This is a genomic window from Arthrobacter sp. TJ-178, assembly GCF_058269275.1.
The window spans coordinates 1-18,988 of the sequence record NZ_JBZCNK010000008.1 but is presented as its reverse complement, the minus strand read 5'-3'; the positions used below and the strand labels follow the sequence as shown (position 1 = coordinate 18,988).

Annotated in this window: 19 protein-coding genes; 10 read left to right on the top strand and 9 right to left on the bottom strand. The window is 59.6% G+C overall.

Annotated elements, in window-relative coordinates; translation table 11 throughout:
• Positions 1 to 279 precede the first annotated feature (279 nt).
• The 7 genes from AC4D2Q_RS17220 to AC4D2Q_RS17190 are packed head-to-tail and all read right to left on the bottom strand — an operon-like array spanning position 280 to position 6,733.
• Positions 280 to 1,101, bottom strand: coding sequence for a DUF8175 domain-containg protein (locus AC4D2Q_RS17220; protein ID WP_490947640.1), 822 nt, complete (start codon positions 1,099 to 1,101; stop codon positions 280 to 282).
• 33 nt (positions 1,102 to 1,134) lie between these two features.
• The gene (locus AC4D2Q_RS17215; RefSeq protein ID WP_490947639.1) at positions 1,135 to 1,446 is read right to left on the bottom strand and encodes a hypothetical protein; all 312 of its coding nucleotides are present in this window, start codon (positions 1,444 to 1,446) and stop codon (positions 1,135 to 1,137) included.
• 14 nt (positions 1,447 to 1,460) lie between these two features.
• Positions 1,461 to 2,069, bottom strand: a complete 609-nt coding sequence (locus AC4D2Q_RS17210; protein ID WP_490947638.1) for a DUF6668 family protein — start codon at positions 2,067 to 2,069, stop codon at positions 1,461 to 1,463.
• Positions 2,066 to 3,499 carry a MinD/ParA family ATP-binding protein gene (locus AC4D2Q_RS17205; RefSeq protein ID WP_490947637.1) on the bottom strand — a complete coding sequence of 478 codons (1,434 nt, stop codon included), beginning with the start codon at positions 3,497 to 3,499 and terminating at the stop codon, positions 2,066 to 2,068. The genes AC4D2Q_RS17210 and AC4D2Q_RS17205 overlap by 4 nt, the downstream gene beginning before the upstream one ends.
• Positions 3,496 to 5,022 carry a hypothetical protein gene (locus AC4D2Q_RS17200; RefSeq protein ID WP_490947636.1) on the bottom strand — a complete coding sequence of 509 codons (1,527 nt, stop codon included), beginning with the start codon at positions 5,020 to 5,022 and terminating at the stop codon, positions 3,496 to 3,498. The genes AC4D2Q_RS17205 and AC4D2Q_RS17200 overlap by 4 nt, the downstream gene beginning before the upstream one ends.
• A complete protein-coding gene (locus AC4D2Q_RS17195) occupies positions 5,019 to 5,648 on the bottom strand; it encodes a hypothetical protein (protein ID WP_490947635.1) in 630 nt (209 codons plus the stop codon). Before AC4D2Q_RS17195 ends, AC4D2Q_RS17200 begins: the two co-directional genes overlap by 4 nt.
• On the bottom strand, positions 5,645 to 6,733 hold the full coding sequence (locus tag AC4D2Q_RS17190) for a transglycosylase SLT domain-containing protein (protein ID WP_490947634.1): 1,089 nt from the start codon (positions 6,731 to 6,733) through the stop codon (positions 5,645 to 5,647). Before AC4D2Q_RS17190 ends, AC4D2Q_RS17195 begins: the two co-directional genes overlap by 4 nt.
• Positions 6,734 to 6,860: 127 nt before the next feature.
• Here AC4D2Q_RS17190 and AC4D2Q_RS17185 point away from each other — a divergent pair, with 127 nt between their 5' ends.
• The 5 genes from AC4D2Q_RS17185 to AC4D2Q_RS17165 all read left to right on the top strand — a co-directional run bounded on the left by AC4D2Q_RS17185 (position 6,861) and on the right by AC4D2Q_RS17165 (position 11,082).
• Positions 6,861 to 7,172, top strand: coding sequence for an ArsR/SmtB family transcription factor (locus AC4D2Q_RS17185; protein WP_490947633.1), 312 nt, complete (start codon positions 6,861 to 6,863; stop codon positions 7,170 to 7,172).
• A gap of 153 nt (positions 7,173 to 7,325) precedes the next feature.
• Positions 7,326 to 8,060 carry a hypothetical protein gene (locus AC4D2Q_RS17180; RefSeq protein ID WP_490947632.1) on the top strand — a complete coding sequence of 245 codons (735 nt, stop codon included), beginning with the start codon at positions 7,326 to 7,328 and terminating at the stop codon, positions 8,058 to 8,060.
• A complete protein-coding gene (locus AC4D2Q_RS17175) occupies positions 8,060 to 8,794 on the top strand; it encodes a hypothetical protein (RefSeq protein WP_490947631.1) in 735 nt (244 codons plus the stop codon). Before AC4D2Q_RS17180 ends, AC4D2Q_RS17175 begins: the two co-directional genes overlap by 1 nt.
• 2 nt (positions 8,795 to 8,796) lie before the next feature.
• Positions 8,797 to 9,096, top strand: coding sequence for a hypothetical protein (locus tag AC4D2Q_RS17170; protein WP_490947630.1), 300 nt, complete (start codon positions 8,797 to 8,799; stop codon positions 9,094 to 9,096).
• A 336-nt stretch (positions 9,097 to 9,432) separates the two neighbouring features.
• Positions 9,433 to 11,082: a hypothetical protein gene (locus AC4D2Q_RS17165; RefSeq protein ID WP_490947629.1), complete on the top strand. Its 1,650-nt coding sequence runs from the start codon at positions 9,433 to 9,435 to the stop codon at positions 11,080 to 11,082.
• Positions 11,083 to 11,105: 23 nt separating this feature from the next.
• On the opposite strand, the gene AC4D2Q_RS17160 is transcribed toward AC4D2Q_RS17165, so the two are convergent.
• On the bottom strand, positions 11,106 to 11,585 hold the full coding sequence (locus AC4D2Q_RS17160; protein WP_490947658.1) for a M48 family metalloprotease: 480 nt from the start codon (positions 11,583 to 11,585) through the stop codon (positions 11,106 to 11,108).
• Between the two features lie 479 nt (positions 11,586 to 12,064).
• Between AC4D2Q_RS17160 and parA the strand changes: the two genes are divergently transcribed.
• Both parA and AC4D2Q_RS17150 read left to right on the top strand, forming a co-directional pair.
• Positions 12,065 to 12,709, top strand: a complete 645-nt coding sequence (gene parA / locus AC4D2Q_RS17155; protein WP_490947628.1) for a ParA family partition ATPase — start codon at positions 12,065 to 12,067, stop codon at positions 12,707 to 12,709.
• 4 nt (positions 12,710 to 12,713) lie between these two features.
• On the top strand, positions 12,714 to 12,929 hold the full coding sequence (locus AC4D2Q_RS17150; protein ID WP_490947627.1) for a hypothetical protein: 216 nt from the start codon (positions 12,714 to 12,716) through the stop codon (positions 12,927 to 12,929).
• Between the two features lie 511 nt (positions 12,930 to 13,440).
• On the opposite strand, the gene AC4D2Q_RS17145 is transcribed toward AC4D2Q_RS17150, so the two are convergent.
• Complete coding sequence (locus tag AC4D2Q_RS17145) at positions 13,441 to 13,839, bottom strand: hypothetical protein (RefSeq protein ID WP_490947626.1); 399 nt, start codon at positions 13,837 to 13,839, stop codon at positions 13,441 to 13,443.
• 525 nt (positions 13,840 to 14,364) lie between these two features.
• Here AC4D2Q_RS17145 and AC4D2Q_RS17140 point away from each other — a divergent pair.
• The 3 genes from AC4D2Q_RS17140 to AC4D2Q_RS17130 all read left to right on the top strand — a co-directional run bounded on the left by AC4D2Q_RS17140 (position 14,365) and on the right by AC4D2Q_RS17130 (position 18,504).
• Positions 14,365 to 15,747: a ParB/RepB/Spo0J family partition protein gene (locus AC4D2Q_RS17140; protein ID WP_490947625.1), complete on the top strand. Its 1,383-nt coding sequence runs from the start codon at positions 14,365 to 14,367 to the stop codon at positions 15,745 to 15,747.
• Positions 15,748 to 17,042: 1,295 nt separating this feature from the next.
• The gene (locus AC4D2Q_RS17135; RefSeq protein ID WP_490947624.1) at positions 17,043 to 18,098 is read left to right on the top strand and encodes a DUF4192 domain-containing protein; all 1,056 of its coding nucleotides are present in this window, start codon (positions 17,043 to 17,045) and stop codon (positions 18,096 to 18,098) included.
• Positions 18,099 to 18,315: 217 nt separating this feature from the next.
• Complete coding sequence (locus AC4D2Q_RS17130) at positions 18,316 to 18,504, top strand: hypothetical protein (RefSeq protein WP_490947623.1); 189 nt, start codon at positions 18,316 to 18,318, stop codon at positions 18,502 to 18,504.
• The last annotated feature ends 484 nt before the right edge of the window (positions 18,505 to 18,988 follow it).

Genomic DNA, 18,988 nt, shown 5'->3' with positions numbered 1-18,988 from the left:
CCAGATTTTCAGCCGAGGCCCGGTCCTGATTCCGTGCGATTTTGATCAGAGCGAACACGGTGCCAATGACACCGGCTACCCCGACGAAGACAACGGTGGAATCCTGAATCCGGTCAGTAGCTGAACCTTCTCCCATGGAGGGAGCCCCGATCTTCAGCCACCAAGTTCCGACAAAGTTGATCATCTGTGTCAGCACCTGGACGAGCCAGGCTGCCAGGAACAGCAGCATCTTTTCGAGAGCACTGCCGGCTGCGCTATTGAATAAGTCGCCTATCCAGCTCATTTCACTGGACCCCACTTCACATAGGGTGCGCCCTGGTACTTACTCCCGGAAATCAACTGAGTTCCCGAGGCAGGGTCTAGTTTCCAGTCGCCGCCCTCCCATACCAGATCGACTTGTCCCGAGACCTTCTGAATCAATCCGTTGGAATCCGTGATGGAGTAAACGAGCTGATATGAAGCCTCTTCGTAGGAGTACCGGTTCTGGGTGTATCCAACCAGGGTTGAACCGAGCAGTGCCGATCCGTCAGAGCTGGGTTCAAGACCGTCCCTGATGCGCTTGGCACGCTCGGCCAGCATTTGCCGATCCGGCCCTTCCACCACTGCAACCTCCAGATCCTCTGCTGCTGCCTCGTTCAATGAGGGATCAAGGGCTACGGAATAGGTTGCGGCTGCCATGAGAGCGCCAGTTTCGGTGTGTGCAAATCCAACTCGCAGTCCTGAAGGTTGTTTGTGGCAGCCTCCGGCGTTCGAGAGTGGAATTACGCTGTAGCTGCTCATAGCCCAGTCATCGACAATCGGTGCGGTCTCGATGATCGAGGCAGGTTCCTCGCTCAGGTCGGCCTGGCAGTCCCAGGCAAATATCTCTGTTGATGTCCCTGAACCTGATGGTGCCGGAGCGGGGGATGTGGCAGCTGTAGATGGTGTCCTATCGGGTATCTCTACAGGCGTTGCAGCCGGAGCCTGCTCCTCAGCAGAAAGGAAGCGCTGAATTCCCCACCCTGCCAGGCCGACAAAAACCAAGAGCGCAATCATCACGGCCGGGCCGAACCACGCAGGCCTTGGCTTATCGGAGATACTGTCTTCCTGTCGGTTTTTCATGCGTTCTTCCTCTCCAATTGACGGTCGGCAGAACTAAACTCCCGTGAGCGTCTGCCAAATGATCCCTGACGCTCCCAGGATGCAGGCGGCCACCAGAGGCCAGATGGGGGCTTCGATTTCGTTGCCGCCCCTACGGGCGCGGCCAGCCTGAACGATGCCGAAGATGAAGAAGACGAACAGAATCATTCCGCCTCCCCAGAGAATCCAGCTGATGATTGTCGTCAGGTTCTCCATTCCCGGAGGCTGGGCCGGGGTGTAGTCCACGGCTTCAATCGACCCCTGGCCCGTCGGTGAAAAGGTGTTGAGTGCTGTAAGGGAAACAGCTGAGATGGTGTCTGAGAACATTGTTGAATCCTTTCCTAGTGCCCGGCTTGGGCGATTTTTTCGATTTTCCGGATCACGCTTTTGAGCCGCGTGTTCGAAAGCTGAGGAGTGACGCCTACTTCGCGCCACGATGGTTCGTACGGAACGGTCATGGCCAGGGGGAACATGCGGGCCACTCCGCGAGCGAAAGCCAGTGTCGGTTTCGTGAGCCGGTTCTTCGGCCGGTCATGTACGATCACCAGCCCAACCAGTTCGTAGGAAACCGTTCCCGCCGCAGACTGGCGCGCCAGCTGCTGCGCCGATTCCAAGGAGCTTGCGCTGGTCGAACAGACCAGCAAAGCTCTGCCGCCCCAAACCGGTTTGCGCTCTGCTTCGTCCACGACCCTTTCTGAGCAAAGGCCGGCAAGAGTGGATGTCCCAACACCACCGGAGGCCCCCACCAACCACAGTGTTGCTGCGCTAATCGCGACGGGCTCGGCGGTTGGTTCTTCCACCACGGGTTCGGCGGCCAGTGTCTGCTGGAGATTCTTGGGTCCTCGAACGGAATCACGGACCCCCAAAATGGGGTCATCATCAATGGGGTCCTCTTCGGGCTCCACATCGGGAACAGTGATAAAAGGATTATTGGCTTCGCCTACAATCACAGCTCACCTGCTATCAGTGCACCCGCCCGCAGCCAAGCTTTGCGGGTCCGGGGAGCCATGGCAGAGAACCGTATCCGGCCCTCCACGAGAGCTCTGTCATAAGGGATGGTTGCTACAGCCCGCACGTAGGGACGGAAGGATTCGGCCAACTCATTGAGCTTGGACTTCTCATGGGACGGTTCGCATCCCAGGACGATGACCACGGCGCGGTCGGCAAGGGAGCGGGCATGGTCATTGCCTGCCCTCAGAGCACTCAGGACCCTTGCGGCTCCCTCTGCAGCGTCATTGACGGACTTGACGGGGATTACCACCTGATCCGCGTGCGAGATCATCGCCTGCCAGTTATCCCCACGTTCGGTGTTTCCTGAATCCATCAGAATGAGGCGGTAGTACTTGGCTGCCACCGCATATAGCCGGTCTACTTCTTCGCCTGTGACAAGGTGGCGTTCTTGGTCACCGGAACGATCATCAGAGCGGAGCACATCGTACTGATCGGCGGGCTGATGATGAACGTAGAACGACAGATCTCCTGCCCGTGCACCCGCTGTCATGAACTGCTCTGTCTGTTCAAGCAGGTCTACGACTGTTGACTCATGCCCAGCGTCGAAGGTGCGCCAGCCGAGTGAGCCCAGCGAGTTGTTGTTGTCCCAGGCCAAAACCCCGGAGCCGCCCAGCCGAGCGAAAACGGCAGAGAGGCAAATGACAGTTGGGGTTTTGCCGGCTCCACCCTTCGGATTGAGCACCGCTATGGTCCGGGGGCCTGGCCAGTGCCGAGCAACCTGCTTTTCGTCTTCCCGCTCGGCCTGTTCATCGGCAGAAGGAGCCAGACTGAGTCCAAGCTGATTCAGCATTCCACGGAAGCCCTGTGTTGCCGCAGTGGGGGCCTCCGGATTCTTCACAAACGAAGGCATTGACTCCCTGCGGGTCGGAGTCGCAGGGGCATCCATAAAGCTTGGAGCTGCCTTGGTCTGCGCCGCACGAGTTTCAGGGGCCACGGGCACCTTTGAGGAATCTGGTTGAGTTTCCAGATTGAATACTGCTTCCACTTCGGCCTCCAAAGCCGTCCGTGCAGGGTCATCCTGCGGTTCCGTGCTACGGGAGGGCCGGTCGCGGGTGACTACCGCCGCCGGAACATCCTTGACGGGAACCGTCCGTGCAGCGACCACCTGCTGCTTCGCCGGGGCTTCCCCGGCGGCGGGGATGTCGTGCTCGATTATTTGTCCGTCTGTCTGAACAGTCAGTGATCGCGAGCCGGAGGGATCCTCGATGTCCACGTTCGTTGAGGTCTCGGTCTGCGTGGCGAGCGTCTGCGCTGTGTTCATCACGGAGCGGCGAGCTGCAGCTACTGACCGATGATTCTCAGTGCTGGCTTCCCCTTCTATGTCTAGGCTCAGTGTTCCCGTCGATTCGATCTTTGCCGTCATCTTCATTTGCGGGACTCCTTCAGAGAGGTTGTTGCGGTTGGGCTGGAAGAGGGAATGGGGCTAGTCCTGGAAAGGGCGTAGAGAGTCCCAGCACCCGAACCCTCCACGCGAGTGATGGCCAGGCCGTTTGCCGTGATGACGTCTGGCACTGCGGGTTGTTTAGCCGCTGTGCTGTCTTCGACTTCGCCGCTCGGGCTGATTCGTTGCTGCTTGCCCTCCGCGCTGACCCACGCATATCCGGCAGAAAGACGGCCACTGGAGGGCAGCCGGTAGGCCTGTTCATTGGCTACATCAATAAAGACCGGCCCGGCCAGGAACAGTGCATTTGTTCGGTCCACCTGCAGTCCGGATACCGGAACATCCGAACCTTCCAACGTGACCGAAGAGTGCAGCGTCAGCGAGGTCGCGGAAGTTGACTGACCCAACGTATAGAACCCGATGAGGACGTTCTTATCCTGTTTCCAGGCCGCGACGACCGTTCCATTCACGGACCCGACAACGGTGATAAGTTCTGCATTTTCAGCTGGCTTTGGTACCGCCGCCGGTTCTGGAAGTGCGGCCGAGTCCGAGCCGATACGCCAAACTTTTCCTGTCTGGCGGTCTGCAGCAACAAGGTCATTGCCCAGTGCTTCGATAGGCTCCGTCGCTGCGGGAACGACCCGGGACGAGAGACTACCGTCGGCGCCAACCAGAAGAGAACGCCTATTCGGCAGGTCGATTCTGGGAACCGTTCCACCATCCAAAACTAGAGTCCCGTTTTTCGGCACCTCTACCCGGATTGGTTCTGCATCGTCCCCGAAGAGGACAAGATCATGTCCGGCGGCAGCGGCAATTCGCTGCTGACCTGCGATCGTAAATGCTGCGACCTCCCGAACGGTGAACGGAGCCTGACGGCTCCACTTCTCTACACCGGATTCAGGATCATGGGCGATGAGCTTGGATCCATCCACGCTGACCGGATTCCCAGCCGGATCAAGAATGGCGCGAGTGGTGGTTCCCTCCATGGGAGTTGACCAGGTGGCATAGGTCTTCCAACCGGCAGGAGCAGAAACAGGCAGCTGCGCAGGCGGCGGCGTATATACAGTTGCCACCGGCTGAGAGTCCCGGTCCTGTGTGGAGTACACGGCAGAGACGCCCGCTGCCAGGACCAAGAATCCCGCACTGCCCCACACCATTGCTTTCCGAGCAACAGGGCTCCGTCTGCCTGCTTCTTTTCCTCGTGAAAACCGCCGTCGGGAATCGTCTGGCGATTGTTCGTGCGCCTCTGCCGGGAGCCGTTCTTCTAGGGTGCCAAGTTCCGCGTCAACCACCATCTCGTAGACCTGTCCCTCACGGGTATGGCCTTGGACGCGGCAAGCTTTGAGGCCCAGTTTGCGGCACACCTCAGTAGCCGCTTCTGCAGCGGCTTCAGAAGCCAGCAGATCATCAGTAAGCGGGTACGTGACTGCGTCGCCGTTGGCGTCCGCGACGATTTCATCCTGGCCGATGGTTACGGTAATGATCGGCCATGCGTGGACTGTTTTGGTCATAGGCCTGATCCACCCCCTATTACGGGCATGTCGCGTGCCTGATGGCCGACGACCTTCCACTCGCCTTGATGTTTTTCTAGATACAGCGTGATCTGTCTTCTCCCTGTCTCCGTGATGGTTACTCCATCGCGCGGCACCCAACGCCAGCTCACGTCATAAGCCCGAATCGCTTTGTCGTCTCCGATGTCGCGCCTCACATCACCGGTAGCTGGCGTGACGCGAGCAAGGCTGTAGGCCTGATGTTCGGACGGTTTCAGCCATTCGCCCTGACTTGCGTTGCGTTCGGGCTCTACCTGATTCTTGGCCCATTCCGCGGACATCAGGGGAATCGCCCTAATTGCGGCAGCGGTCTCGGTCCGGTCCACCGTCGTGTCCCAGGAGTGCATGATTTTGGCTGCTGTTTCCGCCGTGGAATCCGCGCTGGAACGGTCTGCCTCTGTGACGGAAGGAAAAGAGCCGTCCCCGAGTTCCAAGACTTCGGAACTCTGCGCGGATCTAGAACTGGGGCCGGGTATAGGAGCGACGGTGGCCTCACCGGTAGGTTCGGAGCCGCAGGCAGCCAGCGTTACCGAAGCCAGGGTCAGAACCGCAACAGTCATTAAGCGGGTAGGGAGTTGCGGGATCATTCCGGCCACGCTCCTTTCTCTTTTAGAATCGGCTCGGGGTCGAGATTCCACCCTTCGTAGGGGTAGACGACGTCCGGAGCCTCCGGCTTGTAGATCTCGAAGTGGAGGTGGGTCGCAATGGCTCCGAGCTGCGCCCTGTTTCCTTCGATGCCGATGACATCGCCACGTTGAAGCTTGTCTCCGAGACCCACGGAGTATGAGTTCATGTGGCAGAAAGCAAAGCCGAAGTCAGGGTCATCCCCGTCTTCTTTTGCAATGACGCAGCCGTCAGGGTTGTTGAAACCAGTTACTCGCAGGTCCGTTGGGGCGATGACTTGACCACCGACACCTGGAGTGGAGAAGTCAACGCCTACATGTTCCTGCGCCCACGCCGGCAAGCCAGGGACGTCTCGATGCCCGTAGCCGGAAGTGAGTACGCCGCCAGGCAACGGGTTTGTCCAATCCCCATCGCCTAGATCACCGTTCCATTCGCCGCCGGGAGGGACTTCGCAGTCCGGCGAGAATTCTGTCTGCCCCTTCGAGAGGATGGCGTCAATGTAGCGCTGCGTCTCTGCGAAGGGCGGGATGCCGCCGTTGCTGAGTACCGCTCCGGGCCCTGCGTTATATGCGGCCAGTGTGAGACGTATTTGCAGATCAACGTCATCACCAGCAAGGACCAGCACTTCTGCTCGCAGCGCTGCCATGTAGCGGCCGTAAGCCTGAATGGCATCTTCTGGATCGAACGGGTCGCCTCCGTTGCCGTACATGGCCCAAGTGCCAGGCATGAATTGTGCGAGGCCTTGGGCGCCCGCACTGCTCCGCGCCTTGGGATCCCACCCAGATTCCTGTTGCAACTGTGCGGCGGCGATGCTGACGGGCAGGCTTGCGGTTTCAGCCGCAGCTGCGACCAACTCGCCCCACCCATTCGGGATGGATGGGGTCTGCCCGGTTCCCGAAGTGTTACCCGACGAACAGACCTGGCCGGCGGTCTCCATGTCCGAAACCGTCCCCATCGCGCCGATGGCCACGATGGGACCAACCGCAACCAAGGGCAACGCGAAAAACAGTGCAATCCAAGGGGCTGAGCTGCCTTTATCCTCGCTCATAACCGCCCCCCATCGCCGTCTGATTCGTCGAAGCCTCTGGTGCGGCCTCCTTTCCTCACCTTATCACTTAGTAATAAGGTATTGCTATGACTCTCTTCAAACTGGTTGTGTCAGGCATGATTGATACGTGCCCACCCTCATCAATCCAGACCTCCCGCCGGAGGTTGAGACTGCCGTGGGCGTAATTGGAAGCAGGGCGCAGGCGGATATTCTTCGTCAGCTTTCCCTGTTGGGTCCAAGCACAGCCGGAGAACTTGTTGGTGCCACCGGCATTTCCCGGCCTAGCCTGAACCGCCATCTCGTAGCTCTGCAACGATCCGGGATCGTGATTGCCAGTCCCCCAGGAAACCGTGCCGGCAAGACTTTGCGTTACTCCGCTCGAATGGATCGTGTCCGAGATCTGGCCGACAAGTATGTGCGCTACGTATCCGGCGACTAGCAAAATTCCCCCAAGTAGCTCAAGCGTCCGGAAAGCCCACATCAGAGGGCTTCTGGGAGTGGTTCAAATCCATATTTCTGTTCCGTGCTTATATAAACATACTGTCCAATCGATCACATCATAGAACACCGACACTCTGGCCAAGGAGGACCTGTGACCGTGTCAGCGAGGGAATTCGATGCATGGCTGGACAGCGCGAATTTACCCACCAGCTCCACCGAAATTGGCCGAATCCTTAACATGCGCAGATCGACCATCAAGACCCAGCGGGTGCGCAATCGTGTAAGTGAAGAAGTGGTCATAGGGTTAGCCCGATCATTCCGCCTCAGTCCCTTACGAGCCTTGTCAGGATTTGAGTCGTACCACTCCCTGCAAAATGACCAGCCGCCGCCGACGAGGGCCGAGCTACTTAGCCAGGTGACACACACCGATTTGTTTACGGAGCTGCTGCGTCGTAACCGCGCCGATATGGCCGCAATCATTGGTGCGCACTACGAGCTAAGCCCCATTCCTCACGCAGACGGCGTTCGTGCATGGATAGATGCCATCGACCCCGGAGGTATCCGGACAGAAATGTCCCATCACAGCGGTATGGCCACCACAAATATCTCTACGCTCTTATCCGAAAATCGTCTGCCACCAGAACTTGCGCTTCTGGCATCCTCCATCGCACAGGTGTCGCTCATCAGCGGACTAGTTGTCACAGGGCTCCTGACAACGCAAGAAGCCGGTTGGCCACCCCAAGGCCGAGAGAACGCCCTCAACGCTCTTGACGACCTCGACCTCCTAGACCTCACCGAACAGCGGATTAAAAGTCTCCGACGCCGCGTCAAGAAAAAAATCGATGCACAGAATAGCGCCCATGCCCTCTGGGAGACACTGGGATAATGGACTATCTTTTTTTAGCAATCCTCATTGTGGCCGTATGCCTCACTGTCACGAGGCTGCCTGGCATAGCTACTCGCCGGAACCAAGCCATAGCTACCTGCGGTGCTTCCCTTTCCATTGCTCTCGCGCTGATGATTCCGGTTGTCTACAAGACCATCGACGGGACATTTGAACGAACCAACTTCACTGACCTCTTTGCCAAGCTGGCACTGTTCCTGGCCGTGAACATTCTCGGTAACCAGCTCGCACGCGGCCTGCGCAGCAAAAAGGCCCTTCTCCGCATCGGTGGATTCCAAGGGCGTCTCGTCTTTGTTCTTGCCTTCGTCCTTGAAATGATCCTTTTCGCGTTCACACGCACCCCGGAATCCTCTCCTGGCCTTGAGCTATATCAGACTGAACCTCTTGTCATCACCTACACGGGTGTTGCCGTTGGATACGTCGCCTATGTCTGCAGTTGTCTCCTACCGCCGCTAGTGAGGCAATTCAAAGCTGCCAACACCAAATCGGTTCGTACCGCTACGGGATTCCTGATCACCGGATTCGGACTGGTCATAGTCCGAGCCTGCCTCGTATTCATCGGCATCCCTTACCCAGGCATCTACGATGCAGCACAAGTGATCAGCCTGCTGTCCGCATTATGTGTCATCACCGGACTCACCGTCTTCTGGCGGGTTTTGCGGATGTACGGCGAACCTGCGATACATCACCAGTCCGCTCTCAGAGATGAGCTGTAGCGATGACAAGTTTTAACTTCGACACGCCCGGCAAAGACGGGCATTTCGAAAAACAAAAACTAGAGTTGGTGCCTATGGAACGGAAAAAGCTCTCGATTCGTGGCCGGCCCTCCAAGGGCCCACGGCACAGCTTTATCGTGAAGCTTGATCTTCCCCGTGCCGAAAAGCTTAGAGAGATCATAGAAATTCTGGACACCGACGGTGTCACTCTCTTATCTCCACTAGTCGCTGACTACGTTGACTCTGTGGACATCAGAACTCTGCGCAACCAGGAAGGCCTGCCCATCGACAAGGCCAGTTAAAAAGAGAGGGTCCGCCTAAGCGGACCCTCATCAGATGCAATTCGTAGCGTTTCACCCCTCGTGCCGGCCAGCTCCCGGGGTGAATCGCTGAACCAAACAACCCTTGGAGGGGCAGTTTGTTATGTGTCCAGTTTACACATGAGGTCTGATCTACCGGTAGACGCTGCAACGTCCGGCGTGGCTGTTTCGTCACAGGAAGCATGGGTTCTCGCGCCGTTGATTGCCGGTGCTCCGACATACCGGCTCGGCCGCTGGATTGGCTCCCGATTCCAGTATCCGCGGCCGGCGAATCCTCTAAAGATCACCACCGCGCTCCCTGACCGGCCAGCAGCAGTGATGATCCACGGAGCCGACGGCACCGTGTCCACACTCTGTATTGACCTTGACACGTCCAAAGCCCAGCAGAGCGTCGTCAACGGAGACGCGCAGCGGCTAGGCGCTCTTTTCGCCAGGCAGAATGTCAGTTTCGTTGAAGACTTCTCCCCCAGCGGCGGACGACACCTCTACATCCCGCTGCAGGAACGCCTGAGCGGATCAGAGGCACGAGAATTGATTGAAGCGCTGGGCCGTATCGCGCCGAGCCTGGATCCGAGCCCACACCAGAACCTCACTGACGGCTGCATCCGTGTGCCAGGGGCGGCACATAAGTCCGGTGGCCATCAAATCCTCATCACTCCCCTGACCCGGGCCTACGACGTTATGCGCCGCCGAAACACACCTGAGGCACTGGAACGACTAAAGGCAGCGCTGGCTCCGGAGTTACGTCGTGGATATGTCCTAAAATCGCGGCTGGCAAAAGCTTCCGAGGCGCCCCGCCCGATTACCCCGCTGCCGCACTTTGCAGCAGGAAGTGAATCCGAGCTGCGCAGAACAGCGCGTACAGGCGTCTATGACACCGCCCGCTACGCCAGCGCCTCAGAGGCCCGAATGGCCGTCCTGAACCACTTCTGCGCCTGCGGCTGGACTCTCTCCCAGGTGCAGACCGAGCTCACCGGCCAGTTCCCCGGCCTGGCCGCCTTGTACGGCTCCCCTGCCAAGCAGGAACGCCTGCTCGGCCGCGAGTGGGCCAAGGCCCAGTCCTTTGTCGGCACCCCCAACCCGAAGAAAACGAGTGGTCAGAAACGGGGGGGGGAACCTGCCTTTATTAACAACACAAGCCCCACAGAAACCACAGGGGGGGGCACCAATCTCAGTAGTGCTGCAACCCACCAGCTCGTGAACGATCTGGAAAATATCCTCTACACCGTCCTTGATGATCGTCTTAAACAACGCGGCCGCGAAGGGCTAAGTCTTCGCCTGCTCATCCGAGGACTGCTGGGTTACATGCGGACCAAGCAAACGAACCTTCTTGACGTTGGATGCCGCACCCTGGCTGTGGCCCTTGGCAAGCACCACGTTACGATTGCCCGTCTGCTGCCTGTCCTGGTCAAAGCCTCAGACGGGATCCTGACTAAAGTCGCTGACGCCCGTTACAAAGCGGCCGATGTTTACCTAATTCAGCTGCCGGCCCACTATGAGCAGCTGGCCCGGGAATTGTCCTGGCGTAAAGGGAAGATCCACGCAGTAAGGCCGGTATTCCGCGCTCTCGGAGACACAGCTGCCCTCGTCTACGAAGCCATTGAACGGTCCCGCTACTCCCCCACTACCGCCGACATCATCCGAACCACAGGCATCAGCCGGTCAGCAACAGACCATGCCCTCGCAGCCATGACAACCCTGGCCATGGTCCATCGTGAGGGCCGGCACTGGAAAGTCACTTCCACCACCAACCTCACGGACCTTGCCTTCCGCTTGGGCGTTCTGGACGACTATCAGGCCCAGATCAGCAGGAATCGACGCGAACGAGCCCGCTGGCACGCCTATCTGGACCGCTTCAAAACCGCAGAACTTCACACCAACGAAATTTACGATCCCGAAATCGATGAGTATTGGCTTCCTCCAGACGCCACCGGAGAGCCATGGGCTCATATCCTGGCAGCAGCCTAAGTCGCGGTAGGCAACCAAGCTGTTCAGACCCTTACCTCTGCTCTCATCAGCTCTAAGCGTTCGCTGTGGGATGGATGTAACCGAAGCGGCCACATCACTGCTCTGCCCAACCGCTCCACCCTGGTGGGGATAGAACGGGCAGCGTTGGTGAAAGCGAAATATTCTTCAGCTCCTTGAACATCGCCCAAAAACGAGGCCGCGAACCTATCGGCGCGTCGCTCATCTGCCCGACGTAAGGCACTGACCCACAACAACGACAGCAAGAAGGAAATCATCGCTGCTGTGCTCGCCGTGATCCAATGACTGGAAACGCCCGAAAGGTCTGCCCATGCGGCTGCCACGGTCGTCCCAAGCCACAATGCCCCGGATAACAGGGCCCAAGCCATGACAGTGACCCTAAGCCTTTCCTGAAAGCTGTTCCGCGTCACTTGATGGCCGATCTCATGCGCCACGAGCCAGCGCAGGGCAGCCGGCGGACACGTCTGAACAACCCTCAAGGGCATGTTCATTTCGTACCCACCACCGCGCCGAGCAGGTTTCATGTCGGCCGTCGTGTTATCACCTGAACTTCTGAGACTGGCAACAATGTTAATCGTTGGTGACCGAATGCCTATCGACTTGCACACTTGCTGGGCCTCGGTTCGGACTATCTCTAGTGCCTTGTCCGCTTCCGGTCCCGTTGCGGCAGGATAATGTTTGCCCACGGTCAGTCCTGAGTCCAGGACATACCGAAGTCCGCTCTCCCCTGCGGTCCTCTCCGATTGGTTTTTCCATCCCTCATCTGAGATTCCTTCCTGCGGCACGAATCACCAATGCCATTGGCGACTGTACACAAGCCGGTCATGAAAAGGAGGGCTGCTCAGCGAATCCGACGAAGCTCTGCGGTAAGCGCAAGACACACCAGACGCGCTGCTTGGTTTACTCAATTACTCATGTGAGTATTTGAGGTAATGAGTAAACTTAACGGGAGCTTGGAGACAGCATGAAAGTTATTGCCGTACTAAACCAAAAGGGAGGGGCCGGCAAGACCACCCTCGCGACCCATCTAGCGCGGGGCCTGCAACTCTCCGGCCGCTCTACGCTACTAATTGATTCCGACCCCCAGGGCAGCGCCCGGGACTGGGCAGCAGTGCGTGAGGGCCACCCGCTGACCGTCCTCGGAATTGATCGCCCCACCATTGATAAAGACATAAAGGCCCTGGCCCCTGTCGATTACGTCATCATCGACGGCGCCCCGCAGGCGGCCGACCTGGCCGTGTCCGCAGTCAAAGCAGCAGATGTGATACTCATTCCAGTCCAGCCCTCTCCCTACGACATATGGGCCACTTCTGACCTGGTGGACTTGGTAAAGCGACGCATCGAGATAACAGACGGAAAGCTCAAGGCGGCTTTCGTCGTCTCCCGCGCGATCACCGGGACCAATATCGGCAAAGAGATCACTGAAGTCCTAGCCGGGTATGAGCTTCCTGTCCTGGCCACGAAGATCCACCAGCGCGTGGATTACCCCGGCACTGCTGCCACCGGCTCTACCGTGCTCGAAGATTTCCCACGCTCCGAAGGGGCGAGGGAGATGCTTGAGCTGCTGGCCGAGGTGGAACAGTTTGCACATGAGAAAGTGAGTATTTGAGTAAATGAGTAACTTCGGAAAGCTTTCGACCGGACGCCCCAGTGCGGGGAAAACCAAAGACCAGCTCATGGAATCACTGAAGGACACAGAGGTGACCAAGCGGGTGAATTTTGACCTAGCAGTCAGTAAGCACCAGAAGCTTCGCATCACGGCGGCCAAGCGCGGAAAGTCCATCAAGGAATTCCTGACGGAGTACATCGACACACTTCCAGATGAGTAGATGAGTCAATACTCATTTACTCATTTACTCATAGGCTCCGAATCTGACTAGGTTCGGAGCCTTTGAGTAAATGAGTAGCGGGTGATCAGGCCGCCGCTGCACCTTCATCACTGACCGATTCAAGAACCCACTGCGGGGACCTGGGGTCGCGGCGCAGCGTGAACGTCCTCAACGCGGACTTGGACGTAAGGCGAACCTGGACCCGCCAGTACTCGACACTAACCAAATCATCCCCACTTCCCCGAGGTGCCCGCTGCCCTGATTCCCACCAATTGTTCCTGGCAAACCAGTGAAAAGGATCGGCAGCCACAGACCACACTCGGCCCTCATATCTGACGGCCAGAGGCACGCCGGCAGCCGTAAATCTGACATCTACGGCAGTGTTCAAGACGGTCATGCCGGTAGTCGCGTCCATCAGCTGTACGCCTTTCAAGGATCGGTGGCTTGCTTGCGAACCCACCTTACTCGAACATATGTTCGAACGTAAGTCGTTTGAGGTCCCCAGTCACTCTTAGGTGGACTCTCCCCATGCTTCGCGCACCTGGTCTCGGATGATTGTGGCCTGATTGGGACTGACGAGAGTCATGGTGGCTGATCCTGGCCCTGCGCCCTCGCGGCCCAGCCGATGCGAGATTCGCCCGACGTCGGTCTTTGGGATACCGGTGCGGTCAGCGATGGCTCGCACGCTGAACCCCTCGGCAAGCAATGAGTAAACAGCCTGTTCCTTGACCTGGGCGAGTACCTGGTCGGCTATTGCCGACCGCTGCCGAGCTGCGGCTACTGCAGCAGCAGCCCTCTCACTACGGCCTATCCCGAAGAATGACTGAAAAGGACCGCGTTCAATACGGTCATTCTTGGAGAGGGAGTCATCCCACTCATCTACGTAGAGGTAATCATCATCCTGTCCCATGCTGGGACAGTAGCAGGTGTCCCAATGCGGGACAAGGGCGCTCCGACATTGCTCCGACGGATGCCCCGACGAGCTTTCCTGGCATTTATTGACTCTCATTAGGGATGAAGAGATTCAGAGATGTCCTGGTTTCCGCTGGCGCTCCAACCAGGAATCGGGCGTCCGCTGCGCGGCCGGCTCTTTGGCCCGGGGTGCACCGTCGCAGAGCTCCGGACCCCCCGGGCCTGATGTGTCTACGACGTTTTTTGCTGCTGTCCTTCGGATCATACGTGCCCGCTCCGGCCTGTCTAGCCCCTCGTTCCTCGGGGCCTGCGGCCCAGGAATTTTTCGGCGGAATGAGCCGGGAATGCACCGTCAGAAGGCGCTCATTCCGCCGAAAATTTCCTGAACCTTGCCCAAGGGTAGACAGGCCTCCGTCGGGCACAGCTCGCAAGCTTCGCCAGCAGGCAAAAAACAACGGGGGAGGGGCCAACTGCTGGACCACCACAGGCCCCGAACCCACCCGCAACCACAGGAGCAAAAACCATGACTGTTCTGGAACAGATCGACCCGGCCCAGCTGACCATCGACGCAAATGTCCGCGCCGACGTCCAGCTCGACAAGGCTTTCCTTGCCTCAATCAAGGAGCACGGCGTGATCCAGCCCGTCGTCGCCCACCGCACCGAGGACGGCACCGTGCACGTCCTCTACGGCCAGCGCCGCACTCTCGCCGCCGTGGAGAACAAGCTGACCCAGATGCCCGTCTATATCGTGGACAGCCTCACCGAAGCCGACCGGCTGGCCAAGCAGGTCGTGGAGAACGACCACCGGCAGGCACTGACCGAGGTGGACCGGGCCGAAGCCTTCCACCAGCTCTCACTGCTGGGAGTCTCCGCCACCCAAATCGCCCGCAAAACCGGAGCCAAGAAAACCGTCGTGGACGCGGCCCTGAAAGTCCGAGCCAACGACACCGCCACCGCCGCCCTCGCAGGCGGGATGACACTGGAAATGGCCGCAGTCATCGAGGAATTCAGCGACGATGCGACCGCCGTGGAAAAGCTCGAACACGCCGCCGCGAAGGACCCGCACTGGTTCAACCACACCGCCCAGCGCATCCGGGATGACCGCCGCCGAGCCGCAGAAATTGCGATCAAGACCACCGAGATCGAAGCCCAGGGCCTGACCGTCGTCACTGAAAACGTCCTGTACTACGAATACAAGGGACCGATCGCCCCTATCGGTGACCTCCGTACCTCCGAAGGTGAAGAGCTCACCATCGCCGACGCCAACGGCGCTTACCTCGAGCACAACTACAAAGACGAGCTGACCGTGGTTTACCTGCACACCGACTGGAAAGCCGCCGGATTCACCAAGCCCGGAGCGCCCCGCTCCGGTGCCATGACCGAGGAAGAGAAAGCCGAACGGAGGACCGTGATCGAGAACAACCGGGCATGGGACGCCGCCGAAAGCGTTCGCATTGATTTCATCAAGACCCTGCTTCAGTCCAAAAAAACCCCCAAGGATGCCCTGCGGTTCATCTCAGATTCCATGGGCGGACACGCCTACACCGTCGCTGACGGACTCTCCAAGCACAACGGCTTCGCCGCCGAACTGCTCGGAGGAAGCGACAACCACGGTGAGCTGGCCCGCATCACCGCCAAACCCTCCACCCGGCCCGAAATCAACATGCTGGCCATGGTCCTGACCGGATTCGAGAAAAGCCTCTCACGCCAGTCATGGCGCAACCCCTCACCCACAGCCAAGCACTACCTGACCCGGCTCGAAGCGTGGGGATACACCCTCAGCGACGTCGAGCGGATCATCACCGACCACGGCCAGGAGACCGAGGAAACCGCACCCGGCCACAGCCTGGCCGAGATACAGGCCGAGGAAGAGGAAATGATCGCAGAAGAAGCAACCACCGAATAAACAGACCGGGGGAGCGGGGCCGGAATCCCAAGCCAAGGATTCCGGCCCCGCCCCGGGTGCCCGGCAATCCCTGGGTGCGCGGGCGGCGGCCTCCGCCGCACGCTCCCCCGGCCGCCGCCATCACACGCTGCGCGTCCCCACCACCCAGCACAGGCCAAGCCGGAAACGGGCCGGCCTGGCCCAAAGATAAGGCCCTGCGCTGCGCTCCGGACTGAAAGCCTCTTTTTGCCTTGTGCGTGGCCGGGTATCTCCGTCATACAAGGCCACCGATCGTAGCCGCCCGGGGGCCCGTCCAGTCAATCCACGCGCCCAAACGCCGGCACGCGGTCGCTGGCGCTCCCTATTTCGCGCCGTCGTCCGGCCACTCTTCGGGATTGACAGTCCACCCTCGACCGGCTGAATCGGTGGGGGCCTCGCATGGCGGGGCAGAAAGGAGGTGTGGCTAATGAGCATCGACCAGGCGCTGCAGATCACTACCGCGGTAGTGAATCTGGCAACCGCAGTCGTGGCTCTACTCACCGCACGACGCGTGCTCTTAACGAGCAAACGCTCCCGAGGGGCAACTCGGAAGCGTAAGCGACGTGCAAGGAGGTAGTCACACAACCCCCGGTGGTCGTGACCGCAAAGGTTGCGGCCACCGGGCTCCTTTCTCACTCTAATCAGCTCACTACCGAAAGGAAACAGTCATGGTTCTGGTCAATCTGCTGCTCTCGCTCCTGGCACTGGGCGCCGTCACGACAGCCTGGACAGCCATCCGAAAGCACCACAGCTAAGCCGTCAGGACCGGGTGGTGCCTTCTAACAGGGTCACCATCCGGTCCGGCTGTTCGGCTCAACCACTCGGACATTGCAGGGGCGGCAGGCCCGCGATGCCGCGTTGCGGTTTTACGGCCCTGGTTTCCGCCCGGGGGCTCCAACCAGGAATCGGGCGTCCGCTGCGCGGCCGGCTCTTTGGCCCGGGGCGCGCCGTCGCAGAGCTCCGGACCCCCCGGGCCTGATGTGTCTACGACGTTTTTTGCTGCTGTCCTTCGGATCATACGTGCCCGCTCCGGCCTGTCTAGCCCCTCGTTCCTCGGGGCCTGCGGCCCAGGAATTTTTCGGCGGAATGAGCCGGGAATGCACCGTCAGAAGGCGCTCATTCCGCCGAAAATTTCCTGAACCTTGCCCAAGGGTAGACAGGCCTCCGTCGGGCACAGCTCGCAAGCTTCGCCAGCAGGCAAAAAACAACGGGGGAGGGGCCAACTGCTGGACCACCACAGGCCGCGAACCCCACCCGCAACCACAGGAGCACAGACCATGAGCAAGCACATCACCGTCACGACCGCCGCCGATATTCTGGCGTTCTTCCCGCACTCACTGGGTTTTGACCCCCGCGAATCGTTCGGTTTTATCACCCTGAACGGCACCCGCATCGGGGCATCCCTTCGGATGGATATCCCCGACGAGTCGGTTAGCCCGTCCGATTTCGCCCAGATGATTGCTCACCACCTGCTGTCGGACACCAACGCAGACGGGACCCTGTTCCTCGTTTACACCAACGAACCGGCCGCAGACCCCTTCGATTTCGACGCCAAACCCTACAAGGACTACGCCCAAGCGTTTGAGATCGAGCTTGAACGCGCAGGCATCCCCATCCGTGACGGCTGGCTCATCACCGACCACGGATGGACAACCTACTTTTGTGAGGATGCAGACTGCTGCACCATGAACCCGCTCAGCGACATTGAAGACAGCGTCCTGAGTGCACACATGGTTTTCGCAGGGTCCGCCAAGCGCACCGAACTGGCGGAGAACCCGGCATTTATCGGAAGCGAGGACACGGGCCGGAGAATCCACGAGGCAGCGGCCCGGCTTGAAGTCCGCAACCCGGTGGATTTCACCGAACCGGCCATGTGCGAGGCCCGCGCCGCTTGGCACGAGGCTGTAGGAACCCAGCCGGACGAAGCAGCAACAATCCAGCTGGTTTCTTACCTGCAGGTCAAAGCGCTTCGGGACCGAATCATGGCCGACATGATCAATCCCGCTGAGGACGAAGGCACCTACCGGGCTGTTCTCATGGGACAGCACCCCGAACGCCCGGACTGGTCACGGGTGGACGCATGCGAGGTCCTGCTAGTCCAGCTGCTGGCCTACACGCCCACCGCGGACCGCGCCCCGCTCTTTAGCGCTCTTGGCTGGCTGGCTTGGTACAAGGGACAAGGGTCCTTGGCCGCGGCCTATCTGGCCAAGGCCATGGAATCCGAACCGGGCTACAGGCTGGCGGAACTGCTGGACGAAATGCTTCGAACCGGCCTGCTGGCCAAAACATCCACCAACCCCAGCACCGCCTACAAGAGAGGAACCCACAGCTAGAAGACAGAAGGGCAGGGCCGGAATCCCACGAACGGGGTTCCGGCCCTATTTCTATGCAGGCCGGTCCGCCCAGGTGCGCGGGCGGCGGCCTCCGCCGCACGCTCCCCCGGCCGCCGCCAGGACACGCTGCGCGTCCACACCACCCAGCCCAGGAACCACCCCGCGGATCCCGGTACAGTGGGCCGCACCAGAACCACTACCGCCAGGACTACAGCCAATGCACACACCAGACTTCATTCACACCAACGGCCTGAGCATCCCGAAGACCCCCGCAACGCGGCGCCCCTCTGACACTGCCGCCGAGGCCGGCATCGCCCACATCCTGAACGTTCAGAGGAACACAGCTCCAAGTTCAACGGATCTGTCATGGATACCGGAGGAACACAGCCGGCTCATGGAAGGCTGACATTACAGAAAACGGAAGGACTGCCCCGGCCGGGCGGTCCTTTCCCTTTTAAAGGCCCTTCAGCAAGCACCGTGGACACCCACATGAGCCTGGTTTCCGCCCGGGGGCTCCAACCAGGAATCGGGCGTCCGCTGCGCGGCCGGCTCTTTGGTCCGGGGCGCGCCGTCGCAGAGCTCCGGACCCCCCGGGCCTGATGTGTCTACGACGTTTTTTGCTGCTGTCCTTCGGATCATACGTGCCCGCTCCGGCCTGTCTAGCCCCTCGTTCCTCGGGGCCTGCGGCCCAGGAATTTTTCGGCGGAATGAGCCGGGAATGCACCGTCAGAAGGCGCTCATTCCGCCGAAAATTTCCTGAACCTTGCCCAAGGGTAGACAGGCCTCCGTCGGGCACAGCTCGCAAGCTTCGCCAGCAGGCAAAAAACAACGGGGGAGGGGCCAACTGCTGGACCACCACAGGCCCCGAACCCACCCGCAACCACAGGAGC